Genomic DNA, 23,254 nt, shown 5'->3' with positions numbered 1-23,254 from the left:
CAGGGCCGGCCCTCCGCGCGCGTCCTCCTAGAACGGCACGGGCGCGATGTCCACGTCCGCGCGGCGGCCGCTCGCGGAGGCCACCGTCGCCGGGTGCTCCTCGCCCAGCCGCTCCCGGAAGCGGGCCAGGGTCTCGGTGTGCAGCGGCGTCGCCTCCGCGTCCCGGTCCAGCGCCCGCAGGTCCAGCACCACGTTGGTGGCGCAGGCGAGCGTGGTCGGGTGGGACTCGCCGAAGACGCCCCGCAGCAGCTCCAGGGTCCGCAGGTCGAGCGCGAGCGCCTCCTCGTGCCGGCCCTCGGCGGCGAGCAGGCTGCCCGTGCCGACGGCCGCCGTCAGGGTGAGGACGTGCTTCTCGCCCAGCGACTCGCGCAGCCCCGGCAGCGCCGCGTCCAGGTGCTCCCGGGCCTCGGCGAGCTCGTCCAGGTAGCGCAGGGTGATGGCGAGGTTGACCCGGGCCGACAGGGTGTAGGGGTGGCCGGCGCCGAGCTTCGCCGCGTACCGGGCGATGGTCGCCTCGGCGAGCTCCCGGGACCGCCGCAGCTGCCCGTCGTGGCGCAGGTCCACCACCAGGTTGGCGGCGCAGGCCACGGCGTCCGGGTGGTCGGGCCCGTACCGGTCCACGAACTTCGACCACACCGCCTCGGCCAGCGCGAGCGCCCCCTCGTGGTCGCCGGCGCGGCGGCGGCACACCGACAGCACGCGCGCGGCGCCGAGGGGGGCGGGCGCGTCCTCGCCGAAGGCGGCGGACTGCCGGGCGTAGACGTTCTCCTGGTGGGCGGCGGCCTCCAGGTAGTCGCCGGTCTCCCGGATGTCGATGGAGAGGCCGGTGAGGGTGTTGAGGGTGGTGGCGTGGTTCTCGCCCAGGTGGAGCGCCCGCAGCCGGGCGGTCTCCGTGTCGACCACCCGCGCCTCCTCGTAGAGGCCCATGAGCCGCAGCCCGATCCCGAGGTTGTGGGCGGCCCTGAGGGTGGCCGGGTCCTCCTCGCCGAAGGCCCGCAGCGAGCGCTCGTACACCGAGCGGTCGATCTCCAGGCCGCGCGCCATCTCGGCCCGCAGCCGCAGTCCGCTGGTGAGCTGGATCAGGGCGTCGAGGGTGCCCTCGTGGTCCTCGCCCATGGTCCGGATGTACGTGTCGGCCGTGTGCTCCATCATCGCGGCGGCCTCCTGGTACTCGCCGAGCGCGCGCAGCACGAAGGCCAGCCACTTCGCCATCTGGAGCGTCTGCTGGTCCTCGGCGCCGAACTTCTCGGTCCAGATCCGCAGCGCCTCGCGGGCCATCGCCGCCGCGCCCGCGTGGTCGCCCCAGGTGTACAGGAACTCCACCATGCCGCGGATCAGGCTGCGCACCCACGGGTCCTCGCACTCCACCGCCCGCGAGCCCACCACGTGCGGCAGCAGCTCCTGGTAGCGCGGCCAGAGCGCGCGCGAGCTCGGGTTGTTGGGGTTGGCGTCGGCGAGGAGGAGGTGGGCGCCGTGCCGCATGTCGGCCTGCTGCTGCGGGGACATGCGGTTGACCAGCACGGCCTGGACCAGACGGTGCAGCTGGACGGTGTTGTGGCGGTGCTCGATGCGGGCCAGGGCGTAGACGTTGATCTCGCGGATGGCCCGGCTGAGCCGGATCGGGTCGCGCAGCGCCTCGTCCAGCTCGGGGGCGATGGTGGTGGTCCGCGAGTTGTTGAAGAGGGAGCGGGAGATCGGCTCGGGGGCGAAGAAGGAGCAGACCTGGAGGAGTTGGAGCGCCGCCGGGTTGCGCTGTTCGAGCTGGCGCAGCGAGACGTCCCAGGCGGCCGCGACCGACATGGGGTAGTCGGGCGACGGCACCAGTTCGAGCATCAGCTCGGCGATCTTCTCCTTGATCAGCCGCAGGTACTCGGGGACCGCCATGCCGGTGACGGCCTGCCAGGCCGCCGCCTGCTCGATGGCGAGCGGGAGGTCGCCCAGGGCCTCGGCGAGCAGGTCGGCGTCGGTGTCGCTGAGGTCGCGGGCGCGCCGGCGCAGCAGCGCCTTGCTCTCCTCGCGGGTGAAGATGTCGACGGAGAGCGTCCTGGCCACCCGGTCCCACTCCTGGTTCCGCGAGGTGATGAGGATCTTGCCGGTGCCGCCGGTGGGGAAGTAGGGGCGGACCGCCTCCACGTTCTCGGCGTTGTCGAAGACCAGCAGCCACCGGTCGTAGGGGGCGCCGCGGCGCAGTGCCTCGCGGACGGCGGGGACGGCCTGGTTGGCCTCGTTGCTCACGTTCAGGCCCATCCGCTGGGCGAGTTCGGTGAGCGCGGTGAGGATCATCGTCGGCTGTTCGGAGGGGATCCACCACACGACGTCGTAGTCGTGCGCGTAGCGGTAGACGTACTCGATGGCGATCTGCGACTTGCCGACGCCGCCCATGCCGTGCAGCGCGTGCGGCAGCACCGCCGAGGTGTCGCCGGTGAGCAGCTGCTCGCGGACCTGGTCGAGGAGGTCCGCGCGGCCGACGAAGTTCGGGTTGTGCGGGGGGACGTTGCCCCAGATGGCGGGGACGGCCTGGCGCGGCTTCTGGCCCGCCCGGGGCGCGGCGGGACCGGGCACCGCGGTGACCGGCGGGCCGACGTGGCGGGTCTCGCCCTCCGGCAGCCCGTCGGGGCTCGGGGCCGGGATCGAGGGACCCGGGGAGCCGTTGACGGTCGGGGTGTCCTCGGTCGGCTGCTGACGGGCGGTGATGTCGGTCATGGGAAGGCCGTCCATGTCTGGATTTACGGGGGTGATGGGGACATCGTGGACCAAAGGGGGGGTGTCCTCCATGACGGACACTCCCGTGGAACCGCCCTCCAGGGCGGCGCTGATCCGGTTCGCCCGGTGGAGGTACGGGCCGGACAGGGCGCGCAGGATCGCCAGTTCGACGCGGACGAAGGGAAGGCTCTCCGCCGTCATCGGGGGCACCGGCGTCTCCTCGGGGGTGAGGAGGGCGCCGTGCAGCCCTCGCGCCGCCTCGGAGCGGTCGCCGAAGAAGTCGGAGACCGAGCGGGCCACGCGCGCCGTGTCCGCGCGCATGGCGCCGGCCAGCAGCGCCTCGCGCGCCCCGGCGACGAAGTCGAGCGGCGCGGGCACCGCGGGCCCGGTCGTGGCGGGCTCCTCGACCAGGCCGCTGAGGAACAGCTCGGCCACGTGCACCGGTTGGGCCTCCGGCACCAGCCGCCGCCGCACGTCCCGGACCAGCAGCGGGTCGAGGACGGCGGCGGCCAGATGGGTCGCCAGCCGGAAGGCGGTGGGGGTGGCGTGGCTGCGGAAGCGGCGCAGCCGCTCCTGCACGGTCGGCGGGGGAGGGGCGGCGGGCGGTCCGGCGGGCTCCGGCGCGGCCCGTTCGCCCGCGCCGAGCAGCAGGACGGAGGCGGGCGTCCAGCCGGGCGACTCGCCGGCCACCAGCGAGGCCCACCGGCCCAGCCAGTCGGCGTCCAGTTCGAGGACGGGCACCGGGATCCGCCAGACGGAGGGCGGCGGTGTGAAGGGGTCGCGCTCCTCGGGCGGGAAGCGCACGGCGAGTTCGTCGTTGCGGGCCGCGGGGCGCGGGCTGTGGAGCCGTACCCGCCAGGGGACGAGGGCGGTGCGGTGCCAGTCCCGCTGGGAGAGCAGATGGACCACCGCCGTCGGCCCGGCCGCCGCCCACGGCTCCACGGCGGCCTGGCCGGCGCCGGTCCGCCACAGCGGGCCGAGGGCGTCGGTGAGGACGAGGACGATCCGGCGGCCGGTGCGGTCGACCAGTTCGGCGGGGTCGCCGCCGGCGCCGTCGTCCTCGCCCTGGCGGCGCAGGACGGCCCGCGGGCCGGCCGGCGTCTCGCGCAGCCCCAGGCGGTGGACCCGGACGTCCCGGAAGGCGCCGAGCTGTTCGGCCACGGCGGTGAACTCGGCGACGGTCTGCTCCCAGATCGCCATGGTGGCGTGGTCGTCCACGACCAGGACCAGATCGAAGCGGCGTTCGCCGACGGGCCGGGTGTACGGCAGCCACAGCCCGTCCTCGGCGGCCCGTTCGACGGTGGCCTCCTCGTCGAGCTCGACCTCGGCCGCCGAGGGGGCCAGCTGTCTCAGCGGCCGGAGCCGGCGGCCGATGCCCGGTGCGTCCCGCAGGTCGGGGAGCGCCTCGGCCCCGACCGGGACGGGCCGCCGGGCGCCCGTGGGGGCCGGGGCTTCCGTGGACCGCCCTCCGGGCGGGGCGTCCGGCGGAAGCGGGGTGCCGGGCTCTCCGGTCCGGCCGCCGTACGGCTCCGCCGGACGGCCGGTCCCGGCGGTCTCCTCCTCGTCCTGCCGCCGGTCCGGTCCGGGCGGCCGGGGGGACAGCTCGGGCGGTGTCTTCGGGCGGGGCTGCGGCGGCTCGGTGGACGGGGGGAGCGGGGCCGCGAGCTTCTGGTAGGCGTGCAGCCACAGGATCTCCGCCACCTCGAAGGGCTCGGGCAGCGAGCGGGCGTCGTCGTCCATCAGGGTGCCCCCGACAGCCGGCGCCAGAGCGCGTCGAGCAGTTCGTTCCAGGCCTTGTCGTCGCCGCGGACGCCCGCGGTGCGCAGGTAGACGGCGTTGAGCAGCTGGTCGGCGGCGAGTCCGCCGTGGTCCTTGCTGCGCTCCACGAACTCCCGGATCAGCGGGTCGTGGCGCCCCTCATGGTCCTGGAAGTGGGCGGTGATCATGGCGGCGAGCTGGTCCTCGCGGGGCGGCGAGACGTCGAGCCGGACGCAGCGGCGGAGGAAGGCGGGCGGGAACTGCCGCTCGCCGTTGCTGGTGATGACGATGAAGGGGAAGGCGCGACAGCGGACCAGGCCGTCGACCACCGGGACGGTGCCCTCGGGGTCGTCGGTGTGCACGTGGGAGACCGGCTCCCGGCGGCGGGCGCGAACCAGTTCGGGGATCGTGTACGTGCCGTTGTCCAGCACGTGCAGGAGGTCGTTGGGCAGGTCGATGTCGCTCTTGTCCAGCTCGTCGACGAGCAGGACGCGCGGCAGCTCGTACGGCAGCAGGGCGGTGCCGAGCGGGCCGAGCCGGACGAAGTCGCCGATCCTGGTGCCGGGTTCGGGTGCCGCGTCCGCCGGGTCCCGGGGGCCGGACGCCTGCTCCGGGACCGCCGCGGGGTCCGGCGCGGGGGCGGCCGCGGGGTCCGGCGCGCCGGGCCTGAGGTGGCCGAGGGAGGCCTGGGCGCGGCCGATGGCGTCGTATTCGTACAGTCCGGAGCGCAGGGTGCTGCGCGAGGTGATGCCCCAGTGCAGGACCCGTCCGAGGCCGAGTTCCCGGGCGATCAGATAGGCCAGCGTGGACTTGCCGATGCCGGGGCGGCCGGTCACCAGGAGCGGTCGGCGGAGCAGCAGCGCGGCGTTGACCAGGTCGATGTCGTGCGCGTCCTGCCGCGGGGTGGCGCGGCCCGCGCGGCCGAGCCTGCGGTCGGTCTCGGCGCTGTCGGCGGGCACCGGCGGCAGCACGGGACCGCCGTCGAAGGTCCGCCAGCCGGGCGGCTTCGGCAGCACGTCGCCGAGCCGGATGTCGGCCAGCGGCTGGCCGGTTCCCCGGTAGATCCACCAGCTGCTGCTGGTGACGGGTCCTGTGGTCCGGCCGCCCTCGGCCGGGTGGTGGACACCGCTCATGTCTCCCCCTCCTCGTGGTGTCCGCCGCGGGCGCCGTCGAGGTCCGCCCCGGGTGAACCGGACCAGTCCACGAGGCGGTTGGGGTCGTCGAAGAGGACGGCGAGGTGCCGCCCCACGTGGACGTCCCGCTGTCCGGCGGCGGCGGTGGCCGCGTCCTTCCGTAACTGGTGGACGCGCTGCGGCAGTTCGATCGCTTTGCCTCTCAGGAGCCGTTTGGCCCGTCTGCGGAAGTCGGCGGGCGCCGCCGGGCGCCGGTCCCACACGGCCATCGGCACGCCCGCGTACAGGGCCTCGACCAGGGAGGCGTGGCTGCCGTCCCGGTCGCCCTCCGGCAGCGGCGGGGCGCTGAGGACGACGGAGACGTACCGCTCCTCGGCGGTGAGCTTGCTGTTCCACCGCTCGCGGTCGTGGTTGCGGTCGCCCACGGTGTCCCAGTGGCAGGCGGTGTCGGGGCTGTCCAGCGCCCGCTGCCAGCGGTTGTGCCAGCGCCGGTGGAACTCCTTGGCCCGCATGCGCTCCAGGCTGCGCAGCACCACGGGGTAGGTGAGGCAGAGGGCGCTGGAGGCGTCGGGCCGGAAGGCGACCTGGGTCCACTCCAGGGGTTCGTTCAGCAGGTCGACCGGGAGGACGAACTCCAGGATCGGCCGTCCGGGCTGCCGGGCCCAGTCCTGCTCGGCCCGCTGGAGCAGCCGCTCCACGGCGGCGGGCACCTCGTCGAGGGAGACCAGCCGGTCCTCGCCGCGCTCCGGCCGCCAGGGGCCCGGGCGCATCTGCCGCCAGTGGGACAGCAGATACCGGTCCGGGTCCATTCCGCTTCTGCACAACTGGACAACGACGCAGGCGGGTGCGGGTTGTGCCGGGCGCTCCTGGGCGAGGGCGGTCCGTACGGCCTCCAGGGCGGCGCGCCGTTCGAGCTTCTTCGCCTGGATGTCGTTCCACTCGCGCAGCGCGGCGGCGGTCTGGGCGTCGGCCGGGCCGGTGCCGCCGAGCGCGGCGGCCACGTGCTCGACCAGGACCATGGTGGGGAGGAGTCCGTCGGGGCGGGTGTTGGCCCGGGTGAGGTAGTCGAAGGCCTCGCCGAGGGTGGCGACGGGCTGGAGCGGCAGCGGGAGTCCGTCGGCCGCCGCGTAGAGCAGGCCGTGCGCGTCGAGGGGGCGGACGCGGGCCAGGAGGCCGGTGACCACGAGGGTCTCGGCGTCGGGCAGGGCGGGGAGGACCGCCGAGGCCGGTGTGGCGGCGATCAGGTCGCGGACCCGGAGGGCGGGGCCGGAGCCGGGGTCGTACAGGGCGAGGGCGGCGGCCAGTTCGTGCAGGCCGCCCGGCTCGCGGCGGCAGTACCGGACGATCTCCAGGATCCCCGAGCGGAGCCGGTTGTGGCGCGGGATGTTGGCGGCCTCGGGTAACCGGTCCGCCAGGGTGTCGATGAGGAGGCCGCGGCCCTCGGTGGTCTCCAGACCCGGGACCGCGCTCAGCTGATCGACGAGCTCACGCGTGAGATCCGGCGCGTGGGCGCCGTGGCCCTCGTCGTACAAAAGCCCCCCCGTCACGGCTCCGGTGTTCCCCAACTCCCGATCGCGCATGGGCAGTACGGGCGCCGTCGCCCTGTCGTCCAGGGTATGGCGAGGTCCGGAGACGTCGCCACCCTGTTCGACGGGTTCCTCCCCAGGAATCGGGCGGACTACTCGACGACGAGGTCCACGGTGATGTTGCCGCGGGTGGCCTTGGAGTAGGGGCAGAAGGCGTGGGTCTTCTCCAGGAGGGCGAGGCCGGCCTCGCCCTGGAGGTGGTCGGGGAACTCGGCGCGCATGATGACGGCGAGGCCGAAGCCGCCGTCGGCGGGGTCCTTGCCGATGGAGACCTCGGCGGTGACGGAGGCCTCGGAGATGTCGATCTTCTCCTGGCGGGCGACGACGCCCATGGCGCTGGCGAAGCAGGCCGCGTAGCCGGCGGCGAAGAGCTGCTCGGGGTTGGTGCCCTGGCCGTTGCCGCCGAGGGCCTGCGGGTGGGCGAGGGGGAGGTCGATGTGGCCGTCGGAGCTGACGGCGCGGCCCTCGCGGCCGTTGGCGGTGGCGACGGCGGTGTAGATGGCGTCCATGGGTTCTTCCGTTCCTGTTCCTCGGGAGGGGCTGGCCCTCTATTGATAGCGCACTATTCAGTTGCGCACAACTGAATAGTGCGCGGAAGGCCCTCGCGTACCCTGGTGTCATGGAGACGCTCGACACGGTCCCGGACGAGGACTTCCTCCGGCTCGACCACCAGATCTGCTTCTCGCTGCACGCGGCGACCCGCGCCTTCAACGGCGTCTACCGCGAGGCGCTCAAGGAGCTCGGGCTCACCTACCCCCAGTACCTCGTCATGCTCGTCCTCTGGGAGCACGGCGAGCTGCCCGTGAAGGGGATCGGGGAGCGGCTCCGGCTCGACTCCGGCACCCTGTCGCCGCTGCTCAAGCGGCTGGAGGCGGCCGGATACGTCGAGCGCCGACGCAGCGCCGAGGACGAGCGGTCCGTCACCGTCCGCGTCACCGCGGCGGGCGCCGGGCTGCGCGAGCGGGCCCTCGGCGTGCCCCGCCGGATCGCCGCCGCCACCGGCCTCGACCTCGCGGAGATCGCCGAGCTGCGCGACCGGCTCGCCGCCCTCGCCGCCCGCCTCGACGGCATCGACCCCGACGAGCTGCGCCCCTCCTGCGGCTGAGCGCCCCCGGTCGCCCCGGCGTCACCGAAATGTAAGGCCCGCATCTCGTGGGCGTTCCTATACTCGCCCCATGTCCGAGATCACCATCCGCCGCGCCACCGCGGCCGACTCCAAGCGACTCACCCGGCTCGTCCGGGGCTCCGCCGCCTACCGGGGGCCGTACGCCGTCATGGTCGACGGCTACCAGGTCGGCGGGGCCTACATCGAGCACCACCCGGTCCACGCCGCCGTCGACGCGGACGACCGCGTCCTCGGCTTCTACGCGCTCCTGATCGACGAGGCCGAGCTCGACCTCGCCTTCGTCGCCGACGCGGCGCAGGGCCTCGGCATCGGCCGCCGGCTGATCGGCCACATGACCGGCGAGGCCCGCGCCGCCGGGCTCACCGCCGTCCGGGTCGTCGCCCACCCGCCCGCCGAGGAGTTCTACCTCCGCACCGGAGCCCGCCGCACCGGCACCGTCGCCGCCTCCGGACGCATCCACTGGGACCGCCCCGAGCTGACCTACGACCTCGCCGCGGCCGCCGCGTGACCGCCGTCGAGGCGCCGGAGGAGGAGAAGCGGCGGATCTTCGCCGACCTCACCCCGCTGCGCACCTCCGCCGACTACCGCCGCCTCTGGTTCGGGAACACCGTCTCCTGGATCGGCCAGGGCATGACCACCCTGGCGATCTCCCTCCAGGTGTACGACATCACCGGCTCGGCCTTCTCCGTCGGACTCGTCGGTCTCTTCTCCCTCGTCCCGCTCGTCGCCTTCGGCCTCTACGGCGGGGCGATCGCCGACACCGTCGACCGCCGCACCCTCGGACTCGTCGGCGCCACCGGCGCCGCCGCCCTCTCCGCCGCCCTCGCCGCCGCCGCCTTCGCCGGCTTCCACCGCGTCTGGTTCCTCTACGCGATCGTCGCCCTCCAGGCCGTCTGCGCCGCCCTCAACTCGCCCGCCCGCAGCGCGATGATCCCCCGCCTGCTCCCGCCCGAGCAGCTGCGCGCGGCCAACGCGCTCAACTCCATGGTCATGACCTTCGGCACCCTCATCGGACCCAGCCTCGGCGGGGTCGTCGTGGGCTTCGCCGGCTACCAGACCGCCTACACCATCGACGCCCTCGCCTTCTTCGCGAGCCTGTACGCGATGTGGCGGCTGCCCTCCATGCCGCCCGAGCGGACCGCGGCCAAGAGGGCCTCCGTCCTCGACGGGCTGCGCTTCCTCGGCACCCGCCCCAACCTGCGCGCGACCTTCGTCTCGGACCTCTTCGCGATGATCCTCTCCCAGCCGAAGGCGCTCTTCCCGGCCGTCGCCGCCCTCTGGTTCGGCGGCGACGCGAAGACCACCGGACTCCTCGTCGCCGCGCCCGCGTTCGGCGCCCTCCTCGGCGGGGTGGTCTCCGGCTGGCAGAACAGGATCCGGCACCACGGGCAGGCCATCCTCATCGCCGTCGCCGCCTGGGGCCTCGCGATCGCCGCCTTCGGCCTCAGCCGGAACCTCTGGATCGGGCTGCTCTGCCTCGCCGTCGCCGGATACGCCGACACCTCGTCGATGATCTTCCGGAACACGATGATGCAGGTCGCCGCCCCCGACGAGATGCGCGGCCGGCTCCAGGGCGTCTTCATCGTGGTCGTCGCCGGCGGGCCCCGCCTCGGCGACTTCGTGGCCGGCTCCGTCGCCGGGCTCTCCTCGCCCACGGTCGCCATCACCGGCGGCGGACTCGCCTGTGTCCTCGCCATCGGCGTGTTCTCCCTGTACGCACGCGGATTCCGGCGGTACGACGCGCTCGACCCGACGCCGTGAGCCGCGCTCCCGGAGCGTCCCGGACACTCCCGGACAGACCCGTCTTCGCCCCTCTGGCGGGTGGCCGCCACGGCGCATAGCCGCCAGGCGAGACGGGAGTCAACTCCCTTCACAGGGACCAGACTCCTCGCGGATCCGTCACTCCACACCCCCGAACCACGGGTCCGCGAGGAGTCGTTCGATGACCGCACCGCCGACCAGGGGAAGGGCCGGGCTGATCGCCGCCGCCCTCTCCCTCGTGCTGCTCTCGGCCGGGCAGACCGCCGCCGCACCGGGCACCACGGCCACCGCCGTGCCCGACACCTTCAAGGGCCCGGCCGCCTCCACCACCGTCACCCTGGTCACCGGCGACCGGGTCACCCTCACCGAACTCGGCGGCGGACGGCGGACCGTCACCGTCGACCGGGCGAAGGGCGCCACCGGAGCCGTCCGCACCCGGATCGCCGACGGCCGGGTCACCGTCGTCCCCGACGAGGCCCGCGCCCTCCTCGACTCCGGCGCCCTCGACCCGCGCCTCTTCGACGTCACCGGCCTCGTCGAGCAGGGCGTCACCGGCGAACTCCCGCTGATCGTCACGTACGGCGGGAAGACCGCCCGGGCCGCGCACCCCGCCCCGCGCGGCACCGAGACCGTCCGCGCGCTGCCCAGCGTCGGCGGCGCCGCCGTCACCGCCACCGACCCGGCCGCCTTCTGGCGGACCCTCACCGCGGGGGCCGCCGCCACCCGCGCCGCCGCCCCCGCCAAGGTCTGGCTGGACGCCCGCGTGAAGGCCGCCATGGCCGACTCCAACGCCCAGATCGGCACCCCGAAGGCCTGGGAGGCCGGGCTCACCGGCAAGGGCGTCAAGGTCGCCGTCCTCGACACCGGCGTCGACGCCTCCCACCCCGACCTCGCCGGCCGGGTCGCCGAGTCGAAGTCCTTCATCGCCGGCGAGGAGGTCGCCGACCGCAACGGCCACGGCACCCACGTCGCCTCCACCGTCGGCGGCAGCGGCGCCGGCTCCGACGGCAGGGAGAAGGGCGTCGCCCCCGGCGCCACCCTCGCCGTCGGCAAGGTCCTCAGCGACGAGGGCTACGGCACCGAGTCGGAGATCATCGCCGGCATGGAGTGGGCCGCCAAGGACGTCGACGCGAAGATCGTCTCGATGAGCCTCGGCTCCCAGGAGGGCAGCGACGGCACCGACCCGATGGCCCGGGCCGTCGACACCCTCTCCGCCGAGACCGGCGCCCTCTTCGTCATCGCCGCGGGCAACTCCGGCGCCCCCGGCACCATCGGCTCGCCCGGCGCCGCCGACTCCGCCCTCACCGTCGGCGCCGTCGACTCCGCCGACCGGGCCGCCTACTTCACCAGCCAGGGCCCCCGCTACCGCGACCAGGCCCTCAAGCCGGACCTCTCCGCCCCCGGCGTCGGCATCCTCGCCGCCCGCTCCCAGCTCACCGAGGGCACCGGCCTCTACACCTCGATGAACGGCACCTCCATGGCGACCCCGCACGTCGCCGGAGTCGCCGCCCTCCTCGCCGAGCGACACCCCGACTGGACCGGCGCCCGGCTCAAGGACGCCCTCATGTCGAGCGCGAAGACGCTCGACGCCTCCGCGTACGCCCTCGGCGCGGGCCGCGTCGACGTGGCCGCGGCCATCGCCGCGGAGGTCACCGCCACCGGCTCCGCCGACCTCGGCTTCTTCTCCTGGCCGTACGAGGCCAACGAGCCGGTCACCAGGACCGTCACCTACACCAACTCCTCCGACGCCCCCGTCGAGCTGGACCTCGCCGTCGAGGGCATGCCGGCCGGCACCGCGACCCTCGCCGACACCACCCTCACCGTCCCGGCGCACGGCACCGCGTCCACCACCGTCGCCGGCGACGGCGCCGCCGCCCCGGTCGGCACCAGCTCCGGCCGGATCACCGCCACCGCCGCCGGCGCCCCGGTCGCCCACACCGCCCTCGGCCTGGTCAAGGAGGAGGAGCGCTACACCCTCACGGTCCACGTCAAGGACCGTGACGGCGCCCCCTCCGCCGCCGGCCTCGGCCTGCGCGACCTCACCTCCGGCGCGGACCCCTTCCCGGCCTCCGTCGGCGAGTCCGGCACCGTCGAACTGCGCCTCAAGCCCGGCACGTACACCGTCGACACCTTCCTCGACGTGCGCGGCGCCAAGGGCGGCGACTCCCTCGGCCTCGGCTTCATGGCGGCCCCCGAGGTCGTCCTCGACCGCGACCGCGAGATCACCCTCGACGGCCGGAGGCTGCGCGAGATACGCGCCGAGGTCGAGAAGCGCACCGAGACCCGCCAGCTCCTCATGGAGTACGACCGCGAGGCGAACGGCGTCTCGTACACCGACATCGTGCAGGTGCCGCCGGCCTACGACTCGATCTTCGCCGCCCCCACCGAGCCCGTCGCGAACGGCACCTTCGAGTACCGCACGGTCTGGCGGCTCGGCAAGCCCCTCCTGGAGGCGAGCGTCGGCGGCGACCGCCTCGCCGACCTGCGCCCGCAGGCCGGCGCCGCCCTCCTCGAAGGCCGCCACCGCCTCCGGCTCGCCGACGCGGGCACCGGCACCCCCGCCGAGTACGCGGGCAAGGACGTCACGGGCAAGGCCGTCCTCGTCCGCCTCGCTCCGGGCGCGGACCCGGCCGAGGTCGCCCAGACCGCCCAGGACGCCGGCGCCAAGGCGCTCCTCGTCACCGACGACGCCGCCGGCCGGCTGATGAAGTGGTTCGGCACCGCCTCCTACGAGGACCGCCCGCTCGCCGTCGCCACCGTCGACCGCGCCGACGCCGCCCGCCTCGCCGCCGGCGCCGCCCACGGCCGGCGGATCGACCTCACCGGCACCCGCTTCACCCCGTACGTCTACGACCTCTCCGAGGGCCACCCCGGCCGCATCGGCACCGACCTGGTCTACCGCCCCGGCGACCGGGACCTGGCCACCGTCCGCTCCACCTTCCGCGCGCCCACCAAGCGGGCGGAGCTCGGCGGCGAGTTCCGCTACTCCGTCACCGACACCTTCCCGATCGGCGTCGGCTTCAAGGAGTGGATCGGCTTCCCGGCCGAGCGCACCGAGTACGTCTCCACCGGCGCGGGCCAGACCTGGCACGAGTCCGTCGACCTCGGCGAGTCCCTGGAGCAGCGCGGCGGCCTCTCCGTCTACCGCGGCGGCTCCACCGCCCGCCTCGACTGGTTCGGCCCCGTCTGGCACCCCTGGCTCGGCACCGGCCTCGGCTGGGGCCAGGAGCGGCGCGGCAACGACCTGCGCTTCAACACCCCCGGCTGGGGCGACTCGGGCACCGACCACACCGGCTTCGGCAACGTGTGGAGCGACCCGACGATGACCCAGTACACCGAGGTGTACGTGAACGGCGTCCGCGTCGACCGCAAGACGAGCTCCGGCGCCTACGCCTGGGACGCCCCGGCGGAGGAGGCCACCTACAAGGTCGTCACCGACACCGCCCTCGACCCGGCCCGCTGGCGGCTCGGCGCCAAGGGGCACAGCGAGTGGACCGTCCGCTCCGCCGAGACCCCGCTCGACCGGATCACCTACCTGCCGATGCTGAACCTCGGCTTCGACCTCGACACCGACCTGTACGGTGACGTCCGGGCCGGCTCCCGGGTCCCGGTCGGCGTCTCCGCCCAGTACGTGGCCGACGCCACCGGCACCGGCACGATCACCGGCGCCGGCCTGGAGGTCTCGTACGACGACGGCGCCACCTGGAAGCAGGTGGGCCTGCGCCGCTCCGGCCGGGACGCGGCCTGGACCGGCGAGCTGCGGATCCCGTCCGGCGCGGCCTCCGTCTCGCTGCGGGCCTCGGCCGCCGACGACCAGGGCGGCACCGTCCGCCAGGAGCTGATCCACGCGGTCGGCGTGAAGTAGCCCACCGAGCGGGGAAGGGCCGGAGACCGGGACACCCCCGGGCTCCGGCCCTGCGCCGTCAGCCCCGCGGCAGCCGCTTCTTCAGCACCTTCCCCAGGTCGTTGCGGGGGAGCGCGTCGAGGAGCCGGACCGAGCGGGGCCGCTTGTGCGGGGCGAGCAGCCGGGCCACGTGGTCGGCCAGCTCCGCGTCCGCCGGCGGGTCCGCCGGGTCGGCCGGCACCACCCAGGCCACGATCCGCTCGCCCAGGTCCGGGTCGGGCTCCCCGGTGACGGCCGCCTCCCGCACCCCCGGGTGGTCGAGCAGGGCGTTCTCGATCTCGCCCGCCCCGATCTTGTACCCGCCGCTCTTGATCAGGTCGGTCGCCTTGCGGCCCACCAGCCGGATCGTTCCGTCACCTTCCCGGACCGCCATGTCGCCGGTACGGAACCAGCCGCCGGCCGTCCCCCCGTCGAAGGCCTCCGCCGTCGCCTCCGGCCGGTTCAGATAACCGGAGAAGAGGTTCGGGCCGCGCACCTGCACCTCGCCGACCGTCTCCCCGTCGGACCCGGCGAGCACCGAGCCGTCCTCCTCCACGAGCCGCACCTCCACGCCCGGCAGCGGAGTGCCCACCGTGCCGGGGCGCGGCGGGCCGCCCGGCCGGACGCTCGTGTTCATCAGGGTCTCGCTCATCCCGTACCGCTCCACCACCGTCCGGCCCGTCGCCGCCGCGATCCGCTCGTGGTCGTGCACCGGCAGCGCCGCCGAGCCCGACACCAGCAGCCGCGCCCCCGACAGCGCCTTCACCAGGGCCGGGTCGTCGGGGAGGGCGTCGGCGAGCCGGTGGTACATGGTGGGGACGCCGAACAGCACGGTGCCGCCGGCGCCCAGTTCGCGCGCGACGCCCTCCGGGGTGAAGGCGCCCAGGTGCCGCACCTCGCCGCCGCGCCGCAGCGGACCCAGGACGCCCAGGACCAGGCCGTGCACGTGGAACAGCGGCAGCCCGTGCACCAGGACGTCCTCCGAGGTCCACGCCCACGCCTCCGCGAGCGCGTCGAGGGAGGCGGCGACCGCCCGGCGGGAGAGCAGCACGCCCTTCGGCGGCCCGGTGGTGCCGGAGGTGTAGACGATCAGCGCGGTGGACTCGGGGTCGACGTCCCCGGGCGGCGACGGGACGCCGTCCCGCCCTCCGCCGAGCTCCACGTCGATCCGGGGGAGGGCGCCGAGCGCCGCCGGCAGCTCGTCCGCCGGCCCCGCGAGCACCGCGTCGGGCGCGCTGTCCCCGAGGATGTGCGCCAGCTCCCGCTCGCCGGAGCGGGGGTTGAGCGGGACGGCCGGGACGCCGGCCAGCAGCGCCGCCACCACGGCCACCGCCGTCCGGGCGGTCGGCACGGCCCACACGGCCACCCGCCGGACCCCGGCGAGCCGGGCGGCGAGCGCACCGGCGGCCCGGGCCAGCTCCTCGTACGAGAGCGAGTCCGGGCCGCAGCGCAGCGCGGGGCGGTCGGTCGGGGCCGCGAGGGCCGGGAACATCGGCGGGAAGAGCGCACTCACCGGTCGTACTCCTCGGGTCAGGGGGCGAGGGGTGCTGCCGGAACGCATTCTGCCGGTCCGTCAGGGCTTCGAGGCCGTGACCTTCGTCGCCCCCGGCGCCGGATCGCCGCCGCCGGGCCGGATCCCGCGCATCCGCCCGTACGCGTACACACAGCCCGCGAGCGCCAGGTCGGAGAGGAGCATGAAGCCGATCGAGTACGAGTCCTTGGCGCTGTAGATCGCGCCCATGACCAGCGGCGGGACGAAGCCGCCGAGGCCGCCCATGGCGCCGACGATGCCGGTCACGGAGCCCACCTTGGCCTGCGGGGTGACCTGGGAGACCAGGGCGAAGACCGAGCCGCTCGCGGTGCCGAGACCGGCCGCCATGACCAGCAGGGCGATCGTGCCGCCCGGGTTCAGCTTCGGGTCGAACGCCTGGACGATCGCGAAGAGGGCGACGGTGCCGAGCGCCCAGGAGGTGACGACCGCCGGGTGGACGCGGTCCGAGAGCCAGCCGCCGAGCGGCCGGAAGACGACGGTGACCGCCGCGAACCCGGCCGCCTTGGTGCCCGCGTCGGTCGGGTCCAGCTCGTACCAGGTCTTCAGGTACGTCGGCAGGTAGACGCCGAAGGCCACGATGCCGCCGAAGCCGATCGCGTACAGCGCCGACAGCTCCCAGGTCACCCGCAGCCGGCCCGCCGACCCCAGCCGGCTCGCCAGCGAGGCGGTCGGCACCGGACGGTCGGGGCGGTCGGTGATGAGCGCGGCGGCGAGGAGCGCGTACACGGCGAGCGCGATCGCCACGACGACGAACGGCAGGTTCTCGCCGTGCTTGGCGATCCGGGGCGTGAAGTAGCCGGAGAGCGCCACGCCGCCCATGCCCATGCCGAAGACGCCGAGCGCCAGGCCCCGCCTCTCCGGCGGGAACCAGGAGTTGACCAGCGGGATGCCGATCGCGAAGGTCGTGCCGCCGAGGCCGAGGAGGAAGCCGACCACGAGCATCAGGCCGTAGGAGTCCTTCACCACGGTCAGCAGCAGCACCGGGACGATCGTCAGCGCGGAGACGAGCGGGAACATCAGCTTCGCGCCGTACCTGTCGGTCAGCGCGCCGGCCGGGATCCGGCCCAGCGAGCCGACCAGCACCGGCACCGCGACGAGGAACGACTGCTGGAACGAGCTGAGGTCCAGGCGCTCGCCGTACCAGCTGCCGAGGGGCGCGATCAGGTTCCACGCCCAGAAGGTGAGCGTGAAGCCGATGGTGGCCATCACCAGGTTGCGGTAGGCCGCGGTGGTCGGGGGCTTGGCGTCGGAGTTCACGCCTCCAGTCAAGATCCGGTGGCGGAGCCCGGCGCGCGGGACTGCTCCGTACGGGGGAGGGCTGTTCGCGCGGGTGCGGGTGCGGGTGCGGGTGCGGGTGCGGGGCACGGGGACGGGGCACGGGCTCGGACGCGGGGCACGGGCTCGGGCTCGGGGGACGGGCTCGGGGGACGGGCTCGGGCTCGGGCTCGGGGGACGGGCTCGGGAACCGGGCCTACGGCCAGGTCACCGTCGTCGGCGGGGTGCCGTCGTCCTCGACGCGCAGCCGGGCGCCCTCCTCGCCGACCCCGACGTCGACCGTGATCCGTCCGATCCCGGACCGCCGGTGGGCCGCGGCGAGCGCCCCGCGCAGCGCGGCGAGCAGCTTCCGCGCCTCCGGCTCCGTGACCAGCGTGTCCACCGCGCCGGTGAACCGCACCGAGGGCCGGAAGCCGAGCAGCGCCCCCGCCCCCGCGGTCTCGCGGAGGACCCGCCCCCGGAAGGTCGTCGGAGCCTCGGCCGGCGGCTGCTGGAGGGCGAAGATCGCCGTCCGCACCTCCTGGATGGTGGAGTCCAGCTCGTCCACCGCCTTCCCGAGCAGCTCGTCCTCCTCGGAGGAGCCGCCGGCACGGCGGCGGGTCGACTCCAGCATCATCTCGGTGGCGAACAGCCGCTGGACGACGAGGTCGTGGAGGTCACGGGCGATCCGGTCGCGGTCCTCGAAGACCGCGAGCCGCTCCCGGTCGTGCCGCGCGTCCGCCAGGACCAGCGCGAGCGCGGCCTGCGAGGCGAACTGCGAGGCGAGCAGCCGGTCCACCGCCGAGTACGGCTCGGCGCCCTGGTGGCGGGGGAGGGCCAGGGTGCCGATGAGCCGCCCGCCGCTGCGCAGCGGCAGCATCATCGAAGGGCCGAACCGGGAGCGGACCGGGGTGGTCATCCGGGGGTCGGTGGAGGAGTCCTCGACGAAGACCGGCTCCCCGCCGAGGAGCTGGACGAGGACCGCGGAGCCGGGCGTGATGGTGGTGCCGACCAGCTCTCCGGGGTCCTCGGTGGTGGAGGCCGTGACGATCTCCATCCCGCCCTCGGGGGTGGGCTGGAGGATCACGCCGGCGGCCGCGCCGGCGAGGATCCTGGCCTGTTCGGCGACGGTCATCAGCGCGTCCTCGGCGGACTCGCCGGTGAGCAGCGCCGTGGTGACGGCGGCCGCGCCCTCGATCCACCGCTCGCGCTGCCGGGCGGTCTCGTAGAGCCGGGCGTTGCCGATGGCGATGCCGGCCTGGGCGGCGAGGACCCGCAGCAGGGCCAGGTCCTCCTCGGTGAAGCCGCCCGGCTTGCCGGTGAGACGGAGGTGGCCGAAGACCTGGGTGTGGACGCGGATCGGGACGCCGAGACCCTCGGCGCCGCCGTCGGGGAGCGGGCCGACGCGGGCCCGCTCCTCCTCGGTCATCCCGGTGGTGAAGAGCCCGGTGAGCCGGGGGCGCTCGGGGTCGACGACCCCCAGCGCCCCGTGGCGGGCCCCGACCAGTTCGGTCGCGGAGTCCACGATGTGCTGGAGCGTGGCGCGCAGTTCGAGGTCCGTGCCGACGCCGAGAACGGCTTCGAGCAGCATGGGCAGGCGGGCCTGCTCCCGCTCCACGTCCTCCTCCATGATCACCATGGTCTCATCCATGTATGAATCGGGCGATGTCCGGATTGATCACTCCGTCAGGTCGTCGGCGTACGCGCGATCCAGGCCCCGGCCGCCGTCCTTGTCGCCGTCGCGGTCCCGGTCGTCCGCCAGGCCCCGGTGGTCGCCCAGCGGGTCGAGGATCATCGGCTGGACCTTGCCCTCCAGCATCGCGCCGAGGCCCAGCACGGCGCAGACGTCGGGCCGTTCGGCGATGTGCACCGGCATCCCGGTGGCGTCCCGCAGCATCTGGTCCAGGCCCGGGAGCAGCGCGCTGCCGCCGACCATCATGATCCCGCGGTCGGCGAGGTCGGCCACCAGGTCCGGCGGGCAGTCCCGCAGCACCTTCCCGATGCCGTCGAGCACCGCCGTCAGCGGGGTGTGGATCGCCTCCCGCACGGCCGCCGTGTCGACGGTGACCGAGCGGGCGAGGCCGGTGGCCACGTCCCGGCCGTGGATCTCGGTGGAGGCCGGGCCGTGCGGGGTCAGGCCGTTGCCGCTCAGCGCGAGCTGGAGCGGGCGCACCGACTGGCTCGGCAGCATCAGCTCGTGGTGGTGGCGCAGGTGCTGGATGATCGCGTGGTCGATGGCGTCGCCGCCCACCGGGATCCGCTCGGCCGTCACGATCGCGCCGAGGGAGAGCACCGCGACCTGGGTCGTCGCCGCCCCGCACACCATGATCATGGTCGCGGTGGGCTGCTCCACCGGCAGGCCGCAGCCGACGGCCGCCGCGATCAGCGTGTCGACCAGCTCGACCCGGCGCGCCCCGAGCCCCACCAGGGTCTCCACGGCGGCGCGTTGGGCGAGCGGATCGCTGTCGTGCGGGGTGCAGGCGGCGGCGCGCAGCCGGGGCTTGCGGCGGAGCTGACGGCGCAGCTTCTCGCCGAGGAGGTGGCGGAGCATCCGCTGGGCCATCTCGATGTCGACGACGGTGCCGCCGGAGACCGGACGCACCACCCGGATGTAGTCGGGGGTGCGGCCGGTCATCTTCTCGGCGAGCGCGCCGACCGCGATCAGCGCGCCGGTGCGGGTGTTGACGGCGGCGACGCTCGGCTCGTCGACGACGAGCCCGGCCCCCTTGACGAAGACCCGGGTGCGGGCGGCACCCAGGTCGACGGCGACATGGCAACGGCGCAGTTGCTCAAGGCTGACGGTCACGGCGGATCCTCCGGGGTGCGGTGCTGACACGGGCGAGGTGTCGCGGTTCGGGTTTCCTGTTGGCATCGTGCGACCGCCGGGCCCGCCGCGCGCGCTGGGCTGCGCCGCCCGGGGCCGGTGCCGGGGCCGGTGCCGGGGCGTCCCGCGGGGCGGAGGGCCGCGGTCCGGCGCGCGGTCCGGGGTGCGGGGCGGCGGGAGAGGCGAACCGGGAGAATCGCGACGCCACGGCGTCCACCTGCGGTTTCCTCACAGGATCCTCACGTCCTCGCCTCCCCGGGGGCACGCCGCTCGTCCTAGCGTGCGAGCCCCATGGACTACTGCCACGCGTGCCGGCGGCATCTCAACGGGGCCCTCGCCTGTGCCGGGTGCGGGACTCCCGTCGAGCGGCTGCGGTACGACACCCCCCACACCCCGCCTCGACCCGCGCCTCACGAGGGCGCCGAGGCACCGGAGCCCTACGCGAACGGCCGGCCGTACGCGCCGGAGCCGTATCCGGCGGATCCGTACGCGTCCGTCGCCGAGGCGTACCCGCCGGATCCGTACGCGCCCGCCCCCGGGGCGTACGCGCCGGAGCACGCGCGGGATCCGTACGCGCCGGATCCGTACGCGCCGGACCCGTACGCGTCCGTTCCCGGGCCGTCCGCGCCGGAGGAGGCGTCCGCCGACGAGCCGCTCGTCCCCGAGCACGTCTACGAGCTGGACCTGGTGGTGCCGCCGCGGGCGGACGGGCGGCGGGCGGCGGGCCGTGCCGCCGCGCGGCGGAAGCGGGGGCGTCGCGGTCGCGGCCGGACGGTCGCGGTGAGCGCGCTGGGACTGGTCCTGGCGGCCGGGTCGCTGGGCCTGGCGAAGGCGGCCTTCGAGGAGCCGGAGGAGAAGGGCGCCGCGTCCGCGGTGGAGGAGCTGGAGGTCACCGAGGCCCCGCTGCCGCCCGCGCTGCCGACCCGGAGCCCGGACGGCGAGGACGCGGAGCGGGGCGAGGGCGGCGACCGGGCGGACGAGGGCTCGGCGGGTCCCGCCTCGCCGACGGGCCGCCCGCGCCGGATCAGCACGGGGCCGCGTGACGGCTCCGGTACGGGTGCCCCGGCCGTGTCCCGCCCGGGCCGGGGATCCGGCGACGGGTCCGGCACCGGATCCGGTACGGGGTCGGGTGCGGGGTCGGGCTCCGGCACGGGTTCGGGCGCCGGGTCCGCCGGCCGCCCCTCCGCCACCGCCTCCCCGGCGCCGTCGGCGCCGGAGGTCACCGCGGGCCCGCAGGGCGAGGGGCCCGGTACCACGCCGAGCGCCTCCGGCTCGCCCTCCGCCCCGGCCTCGGGCGGCGCGAGCCCGTCCGCCCCGGCGAGCCCGGGCCCGACCACGGCGACGCCGACCCCGGAACCCTCGGAGACCTGCACCCCCTTCCTGTGGTGGTGCGTCTAGAAGCGGCGGGTCCCCCGCCTCCCCGGTAGAGCCCCCGGGCCGGGGGCTCCCGGACCGGGGGGCTCCCGGACCGGGCAGGGCTCCTCCTCGTCCTAGGCCGGCACCTCCACGCCGATCATGCGGCGCAGCAGGTCGCGCAGGAGGGTGCGCTCGACGGCGGTCAGCTCGCCGAGCGGTTCGCGGGCGAAGTGGAGCGATTCGCGCAGGCGGCGGGCGGTGTCGCGGCCCTCGTCGGTGGGCGCGGCCAGCTTCACCCGGCGGTCGGCCGGGTCGGGGCGCCGCTCGACCAGGCCCCGGGACTCCAGGCGGTCGATGATCCCGGTGACGTTGGAGGGCTCGCACTTGAGCTTCTCGGCGATCTTCCGCATCGGGGTGGGCTCCAGGGCGAGCAGCCCGAGGACCCGGGCCTGCGCGCCGGTCAGGGAGTGGGCCGCGGCGGCTTCCTCGTACTCCTGGTGGTAGCGCGCCACGACCGTGCCGATCAGCTCGACGACTTCGAGGGTCACGGGGTCGGTGTGTGAGGTGGGCATGAGCACCATCGTACTCCGATGCTTGACAACATGAAATATTCAGGAGCATGGTTGTTTCAGTAAGTGAAGCTTTTCTGCTCGTCCCGGAGGCCCCCCATGACCGCTCTGCCCGCCACCAGCCGCGCCTGGCACCTCGTCGCCCGCCCGCACGGCTGGCCCGTCCCCGCCGACTTCGCCCTGCGCGAGACCCCGGTCGAGGCGCCCGCGGAGGGCCGGATCCTGGTGCGGAACCTCCACTTCTCGGTCGACCCCTACATGCGCGGCAGGATGAACGACGCGGAGTCCTACGTCCCGCCGTTCAAGCTGGACCACCCGATGGACGGCGGCGCGGTCGGCGTCGTCGTGGCGTCGAACGCGGAGGGGTTCGCCGAGGGCGACCACGTCCTGCACGGCCTCGGCTGGCGTGAGTACGCCAGCGTGCCCGCCCAGCACGCCACCAAGGTGGACCCGGAGCTGGCCCCGCTCTCCACCTACCTCGGCGTGCTCGGCATGACCGGCCTGACGGCCTACGCGGGCCTCTTCGAGACCGCCTCCTTCAAGCCGGGCGACGCCGTCTTCGTCTCCGGCGCGGCCGGCGCGGTCGGCAACCAGGTCGGCCAGCTCGCCAAGCTCAACGGCGCCTCCCGGGTCATCGGCTCGGCCGGCTCCGACGAGAAGGTGAAGTGGCTGGTCGAGGAGCTCGGCTTCGACGCCGCCTTCAACTACAAGAACGGCCCCGTGAAGGACCAGCTCCGCGAGGCCGCCCCGGACGGCATCGACGTCTACTTCGACAACGTCGGCGGCGAGCACCTGGAGGCCGCCCTCTCCTCGCTCAACGTGCACGGGCGCGCCGCCATCTGCGGCCTGATCGCGCAGTACAACGACACGGAGCCGGTCCCCGGCCCGCGGAACATGGCGCTGATCATCGGCAAGCGGCTCCGCCTCCAGGGCGTCCTGGTCGGCGACCACTACGGCCTCCAGCCGAAGTTCGTCGAGGAGGTCGGGGCCCGGCTGCGTTCCGGCGAGCTGAAGTACCGCGAGACGAAGGTCGAGGGCATCGAGAACGGCGTGGACGCCTTCCTCGGTCTGCTCCGCGGTGACAACACCGGAAAGATGATCGTCTCGCTGGACCGGTAGTCTGCCCTCAGCCGTCGCGATCGTGGGCGCGAGTCGAGGCGGGAAGAAGAAGTGGAAACCAGCATGTCCATCCAGCACTCCGACGTTCTCTACACCGCCGTCGCCACCGCGGAGAACGGCCGTGACGGCCGTGTCGCCACCGACGACGGCAAGCTCGACGTCGTCGTCAACCCGCCCAAGGCCATGGGCGGCTCCGGTGACGGCACCAACCCCGAGCAGCTCTTCGCGGCCGGCTACAGCGCCTGCTTCCAGGGCGCCCTCGGCGTCGTCGCGCGGAACGAGAACGCGGACATCTCCGGCTCGACGGTCACCGCCGAGGTCGGTATCGGCAAGAACGACGACGGCTTCGGCATCATCGTCAAGATCTCGGCCTCCATCCCCAACGTGGACGCGGAGACCGCCAAGAGCCTGATCGAGAAGGCGCACCAGGTCTGCCCGTACTCCAAGGCGACCCGCGGCAACATCACGGTCGAGCTGGCGGTCTGAGCCGCAGGTCACGCCGAAGGCGGTCCCTGACGGGCCGCACCCCCGTCGCCCCGGGTGCGGCCCGGTAGGGTGCGCGCCTGCGTGATTTAGGGGTGGGGTTGGGGTTTCTGGTCCAGGGCCCGAAGGGGGTGGCGCGACACGGCC

General features: G+C 74.6%; 16 protein-coding genes. 7 read left to right on the top strand and 9 right to left on the bottom strand.

The window, feature by feature from the left end:
• Window positions 1-27: 27 nt before the first annotated feature.
• From fxsT to ACFQ8C_RS30520, 4 genes are all read right to left on the bottom strand, one after another.
• Window positions 28-4,443 carry an FxSxx-COOH system tetratricopeptide repeat protein gene (gene fxsT / locus ACFQ8C_RS30535; RefSeq protein WP_383463661.1) on the bottom strand — a complete coding sequence of 1,472 codons (4,416 nt, stop codon included), beginning with the start codon at window positions 4,441-4,443 and terminating at the stop codon, window positions 28-30.
• Entirely contained in the window at window positions 4,443-5,594 is a 1,152-nt protein-coding gene (locus ACFQ8C_RS30530; protein ID WP_383463659.1) for a MoxR family ATPase, read from the bottom strand. Before ACFQ8C_RS30530 ends, fxsT begins: the two co-directional genes overlap by 1 nt.
• On the bottom strand, window positions 5,591-7,141 hold the full coding sequence (locus tag ACFQ8C_RS30525) for a hypothetical protein (protein WP_383463656.1): 1,551 nt from the start codon (window positions 7,139-7,141) through the stop codon (window positions 5,591-5,593). The genes ACFQ8C_RS30530 and ACFQ8C_RS30525 overlap by 4 nt, the downstream gene beginning before the upstream one ends.
• A gap of 131 nt (window positions 7,142-7,272) precedes the next feature.
• The gene (locus ACFQ8C_RS30520; RefSeq protein ID WP_383463653.1) at window positions 7,273-7,689 is read right to left on the bottom strand and encodes an organic hydroperoxide resistance protein; all 417 of its coding nucleotides are present in this window, start codon (window positions 7,687-7,689) and stop codon (window positions 7,273-7,275) included.
• 110 nt (window positions 7,690-7,799) lie between these two features.
• Here ACFQ8C_RS30520 and ACFQ8C_RS30515 point away from each other — a divergent pair, with 110 nt between their 5' ends.
• From ACFQ8C_RS30515 to ACFQ8C_RS30500, 4 genes are all read left to right on the top strand, one after another.
• Window positions 7,800-8,285 (top strand): MarR family winged helix-turn-helix transcriptional regulator, encoded by a 486-nt coding sequence (locus ACFQ8C_RS30515; RefSeq protein WP_383463650.1) that lies wholly within the window; start codon window positions 7,800-7,802, stop codon window positions 8,283-8,285.
• 70 nt (window positions 8,286-8,355) lie between these two features.
• The gene (locus tag ACFQ8C_RS30510) at window positions 8,356-8,814 is read left to right on the top strand and encodes a GNAT family N-acetyltransferase (RefSeq protein ID WP_383463648.1); all 459 of its coding nucleotides are present in this window, start codon (window positions 8,356-8,358) and stop codon (window positions 8,812-8,814) included.
• On the top strand, window positions 8,811-10,067 hold the full coding sequence (locus ACFQ8C_RS30505) for an MFS transporter (protein ID WP_383463646.1): 1,257 nt from the start codon (window positions 8,811-8,813) through the stop codon (window positions 10,065-10,067). The genes ACFQ8C_RS30510 and ACFQ8C_RS30505 overlap by 4 nt, the downstream gene beginning before the upstream one ends.
• A 181-nt stretch (window positions 10,068-10,248) precedes the next feature.
• A complete protein-coding gene (locus tag ACFQ8C_RS30500; RefSeq protein WP_383463643.1) occupies window positions 10,249-13,932 on the top strand; it encodes a S8 family serine peptidase in 3,684 nt (1,227 codons plus the stop codon).
• Window positions 13,933-13,990: 58 nt separating this feature from the next.
• On the opposite strand, the gene ACFQ8C_RS30495 is transcribed toward ACFQ8C_RS30500, so the two are convergent.
• The 4 genes from ACFQ8C_RS30495 to ACFQ8C_RS30480 all read right to left on the bottom strand — a co-directional run bounded on the left by ACFQ8C_RS30495 (window position 13,991) and on the right by ACFQ8C_RS30480 (window position 19,562).
• A complete protein-coding gene (locus tag ACFQ8C_RS30495; protein ID WP_383463640.1) occupies window positions 13,991-15,463 on the bottom strand; it encodes an acyl-CoA synthetase in 1,473 nt (490 codons plus the stop codon).
• 60 nt (window positions 15,464-15,523) lie between these two features.
• Window positions 15,524-16,708 (bottom strand): MFS transporter, encoded by a 1,185-nt coding sequence (locus tag ACFQ8C_RS30490; RefSeq protein ID WP_383463664.1) that lies wholly within the window; start codon window positions 16,706-16,708, stop codon window positions 15,524-15,526.
• 265 nt (window positions 16,709-16,973) lie between these two features.
• Window positions 16,974-18,407: a GAF domain-containing protein gene (locus ACFQ8C_RS30485; protein WP_383463637.1), complete on the bottom strand. Its 1,434-nt coding sequence runs from the start codon at window positions 18,405-18,407 to the stop codon at window positions 16,974-16,976.
• Window positions 18,408-18,434: 27 nt separating this feature from the next.
• Window positions 18,435-19,562 carry a rod shape-determining protein gene (locus ACFQ8C_RS30480; protein WP_383463634.1) on the bottom strand — a complete coding sequence of 376 codons (1,128 nt, stop codon included), beginning with the start codon at window positions 19,560-19,562 and terminating at the stop codon, window positions 18,435-18,437.
• Between the two features lie 309 nt (window positions 19,563-19,871).
• On the opposite strand from ACFQ8C_RS30480, the gene ACFQ8C_RS30475 reads away from it, so the two are divergent.
• Window positions 19,872-20,978, top strand: a complete 1,107-nt coding sequence (locus ACFQ8C_RS30475; RefSeq protein ID WP_383463632.1) for a hypothetical protein — start codon at window positions 19,872-19,874, stop codon at window positions 20,976-20,978.
• Window positions 20,979-21,070: 92 nt separating this feature from the next.
• Here the strand turns inward: ACFQ8C_RS30475 and ACFQ8C_RS30470 are convergent, their stop codons facing one another.
• Window positions 21,071-21,508, bottom strand: a complete 438-nt coding sequence (locus ACFQ8C_RS30470; RefSeq protein ID WP_383463629.1) for a MarR family winged helix-turn-helix transcriptional regulator — start codon at window positions 21,506-21,508, stop codon at window positions 21,071-21,073.
• Window positions 21,509-21,604: 96 nt separating this feature from the next.
• On the opposite strand from ACFQ8C_RS30470, the gene ACFQ8C_RS30465 reads away from it, so the two are divergent.
• Window positions 21,605-22,624 carry an NADP-dependent oxidoreductase gene (locus ACFQ8C_RS30465; protein ID WP_383463626.1) on the top strand — a complete coding sequence of 340 codons (1,020 nt, stop codon included), beginning with the start codon at window positions 21,605-21,607 and terminating at the stop codon, window positions 22,622-22,624.
• Window positions 22,625-22,687: 63 nt separating this feature from the next.
• Window positions 22,688-23,110: an organic hydroperoxide resistance protein gene (locus ACFQ8C_RS30460; protein WP_030756379.1), complete on the top strand. Its 423-nt coding sequence runs from the start codon at window positions 22,688-22,690 to the stop codon at window positions 23,108-23,110.
• Window positions 23,111-23,254 lie beyond the last annotated feature (144 nt).

The organism is Streptomyces sp. NPDC056503 (assembly GCF_042794995.1).
In the GTDB taxonomy this organism is placed as follows: domain Bacteria; phylum Actinomycetota; class Actinomycetes; order Streptomycetales; family Streptomycetaceae; genus Streptomyces.
The sequence above is the reverse complement of the archived record's forward strand: the minus strand, read 5'-3'. Positions and strand labels throughout refer to the sequence as shown.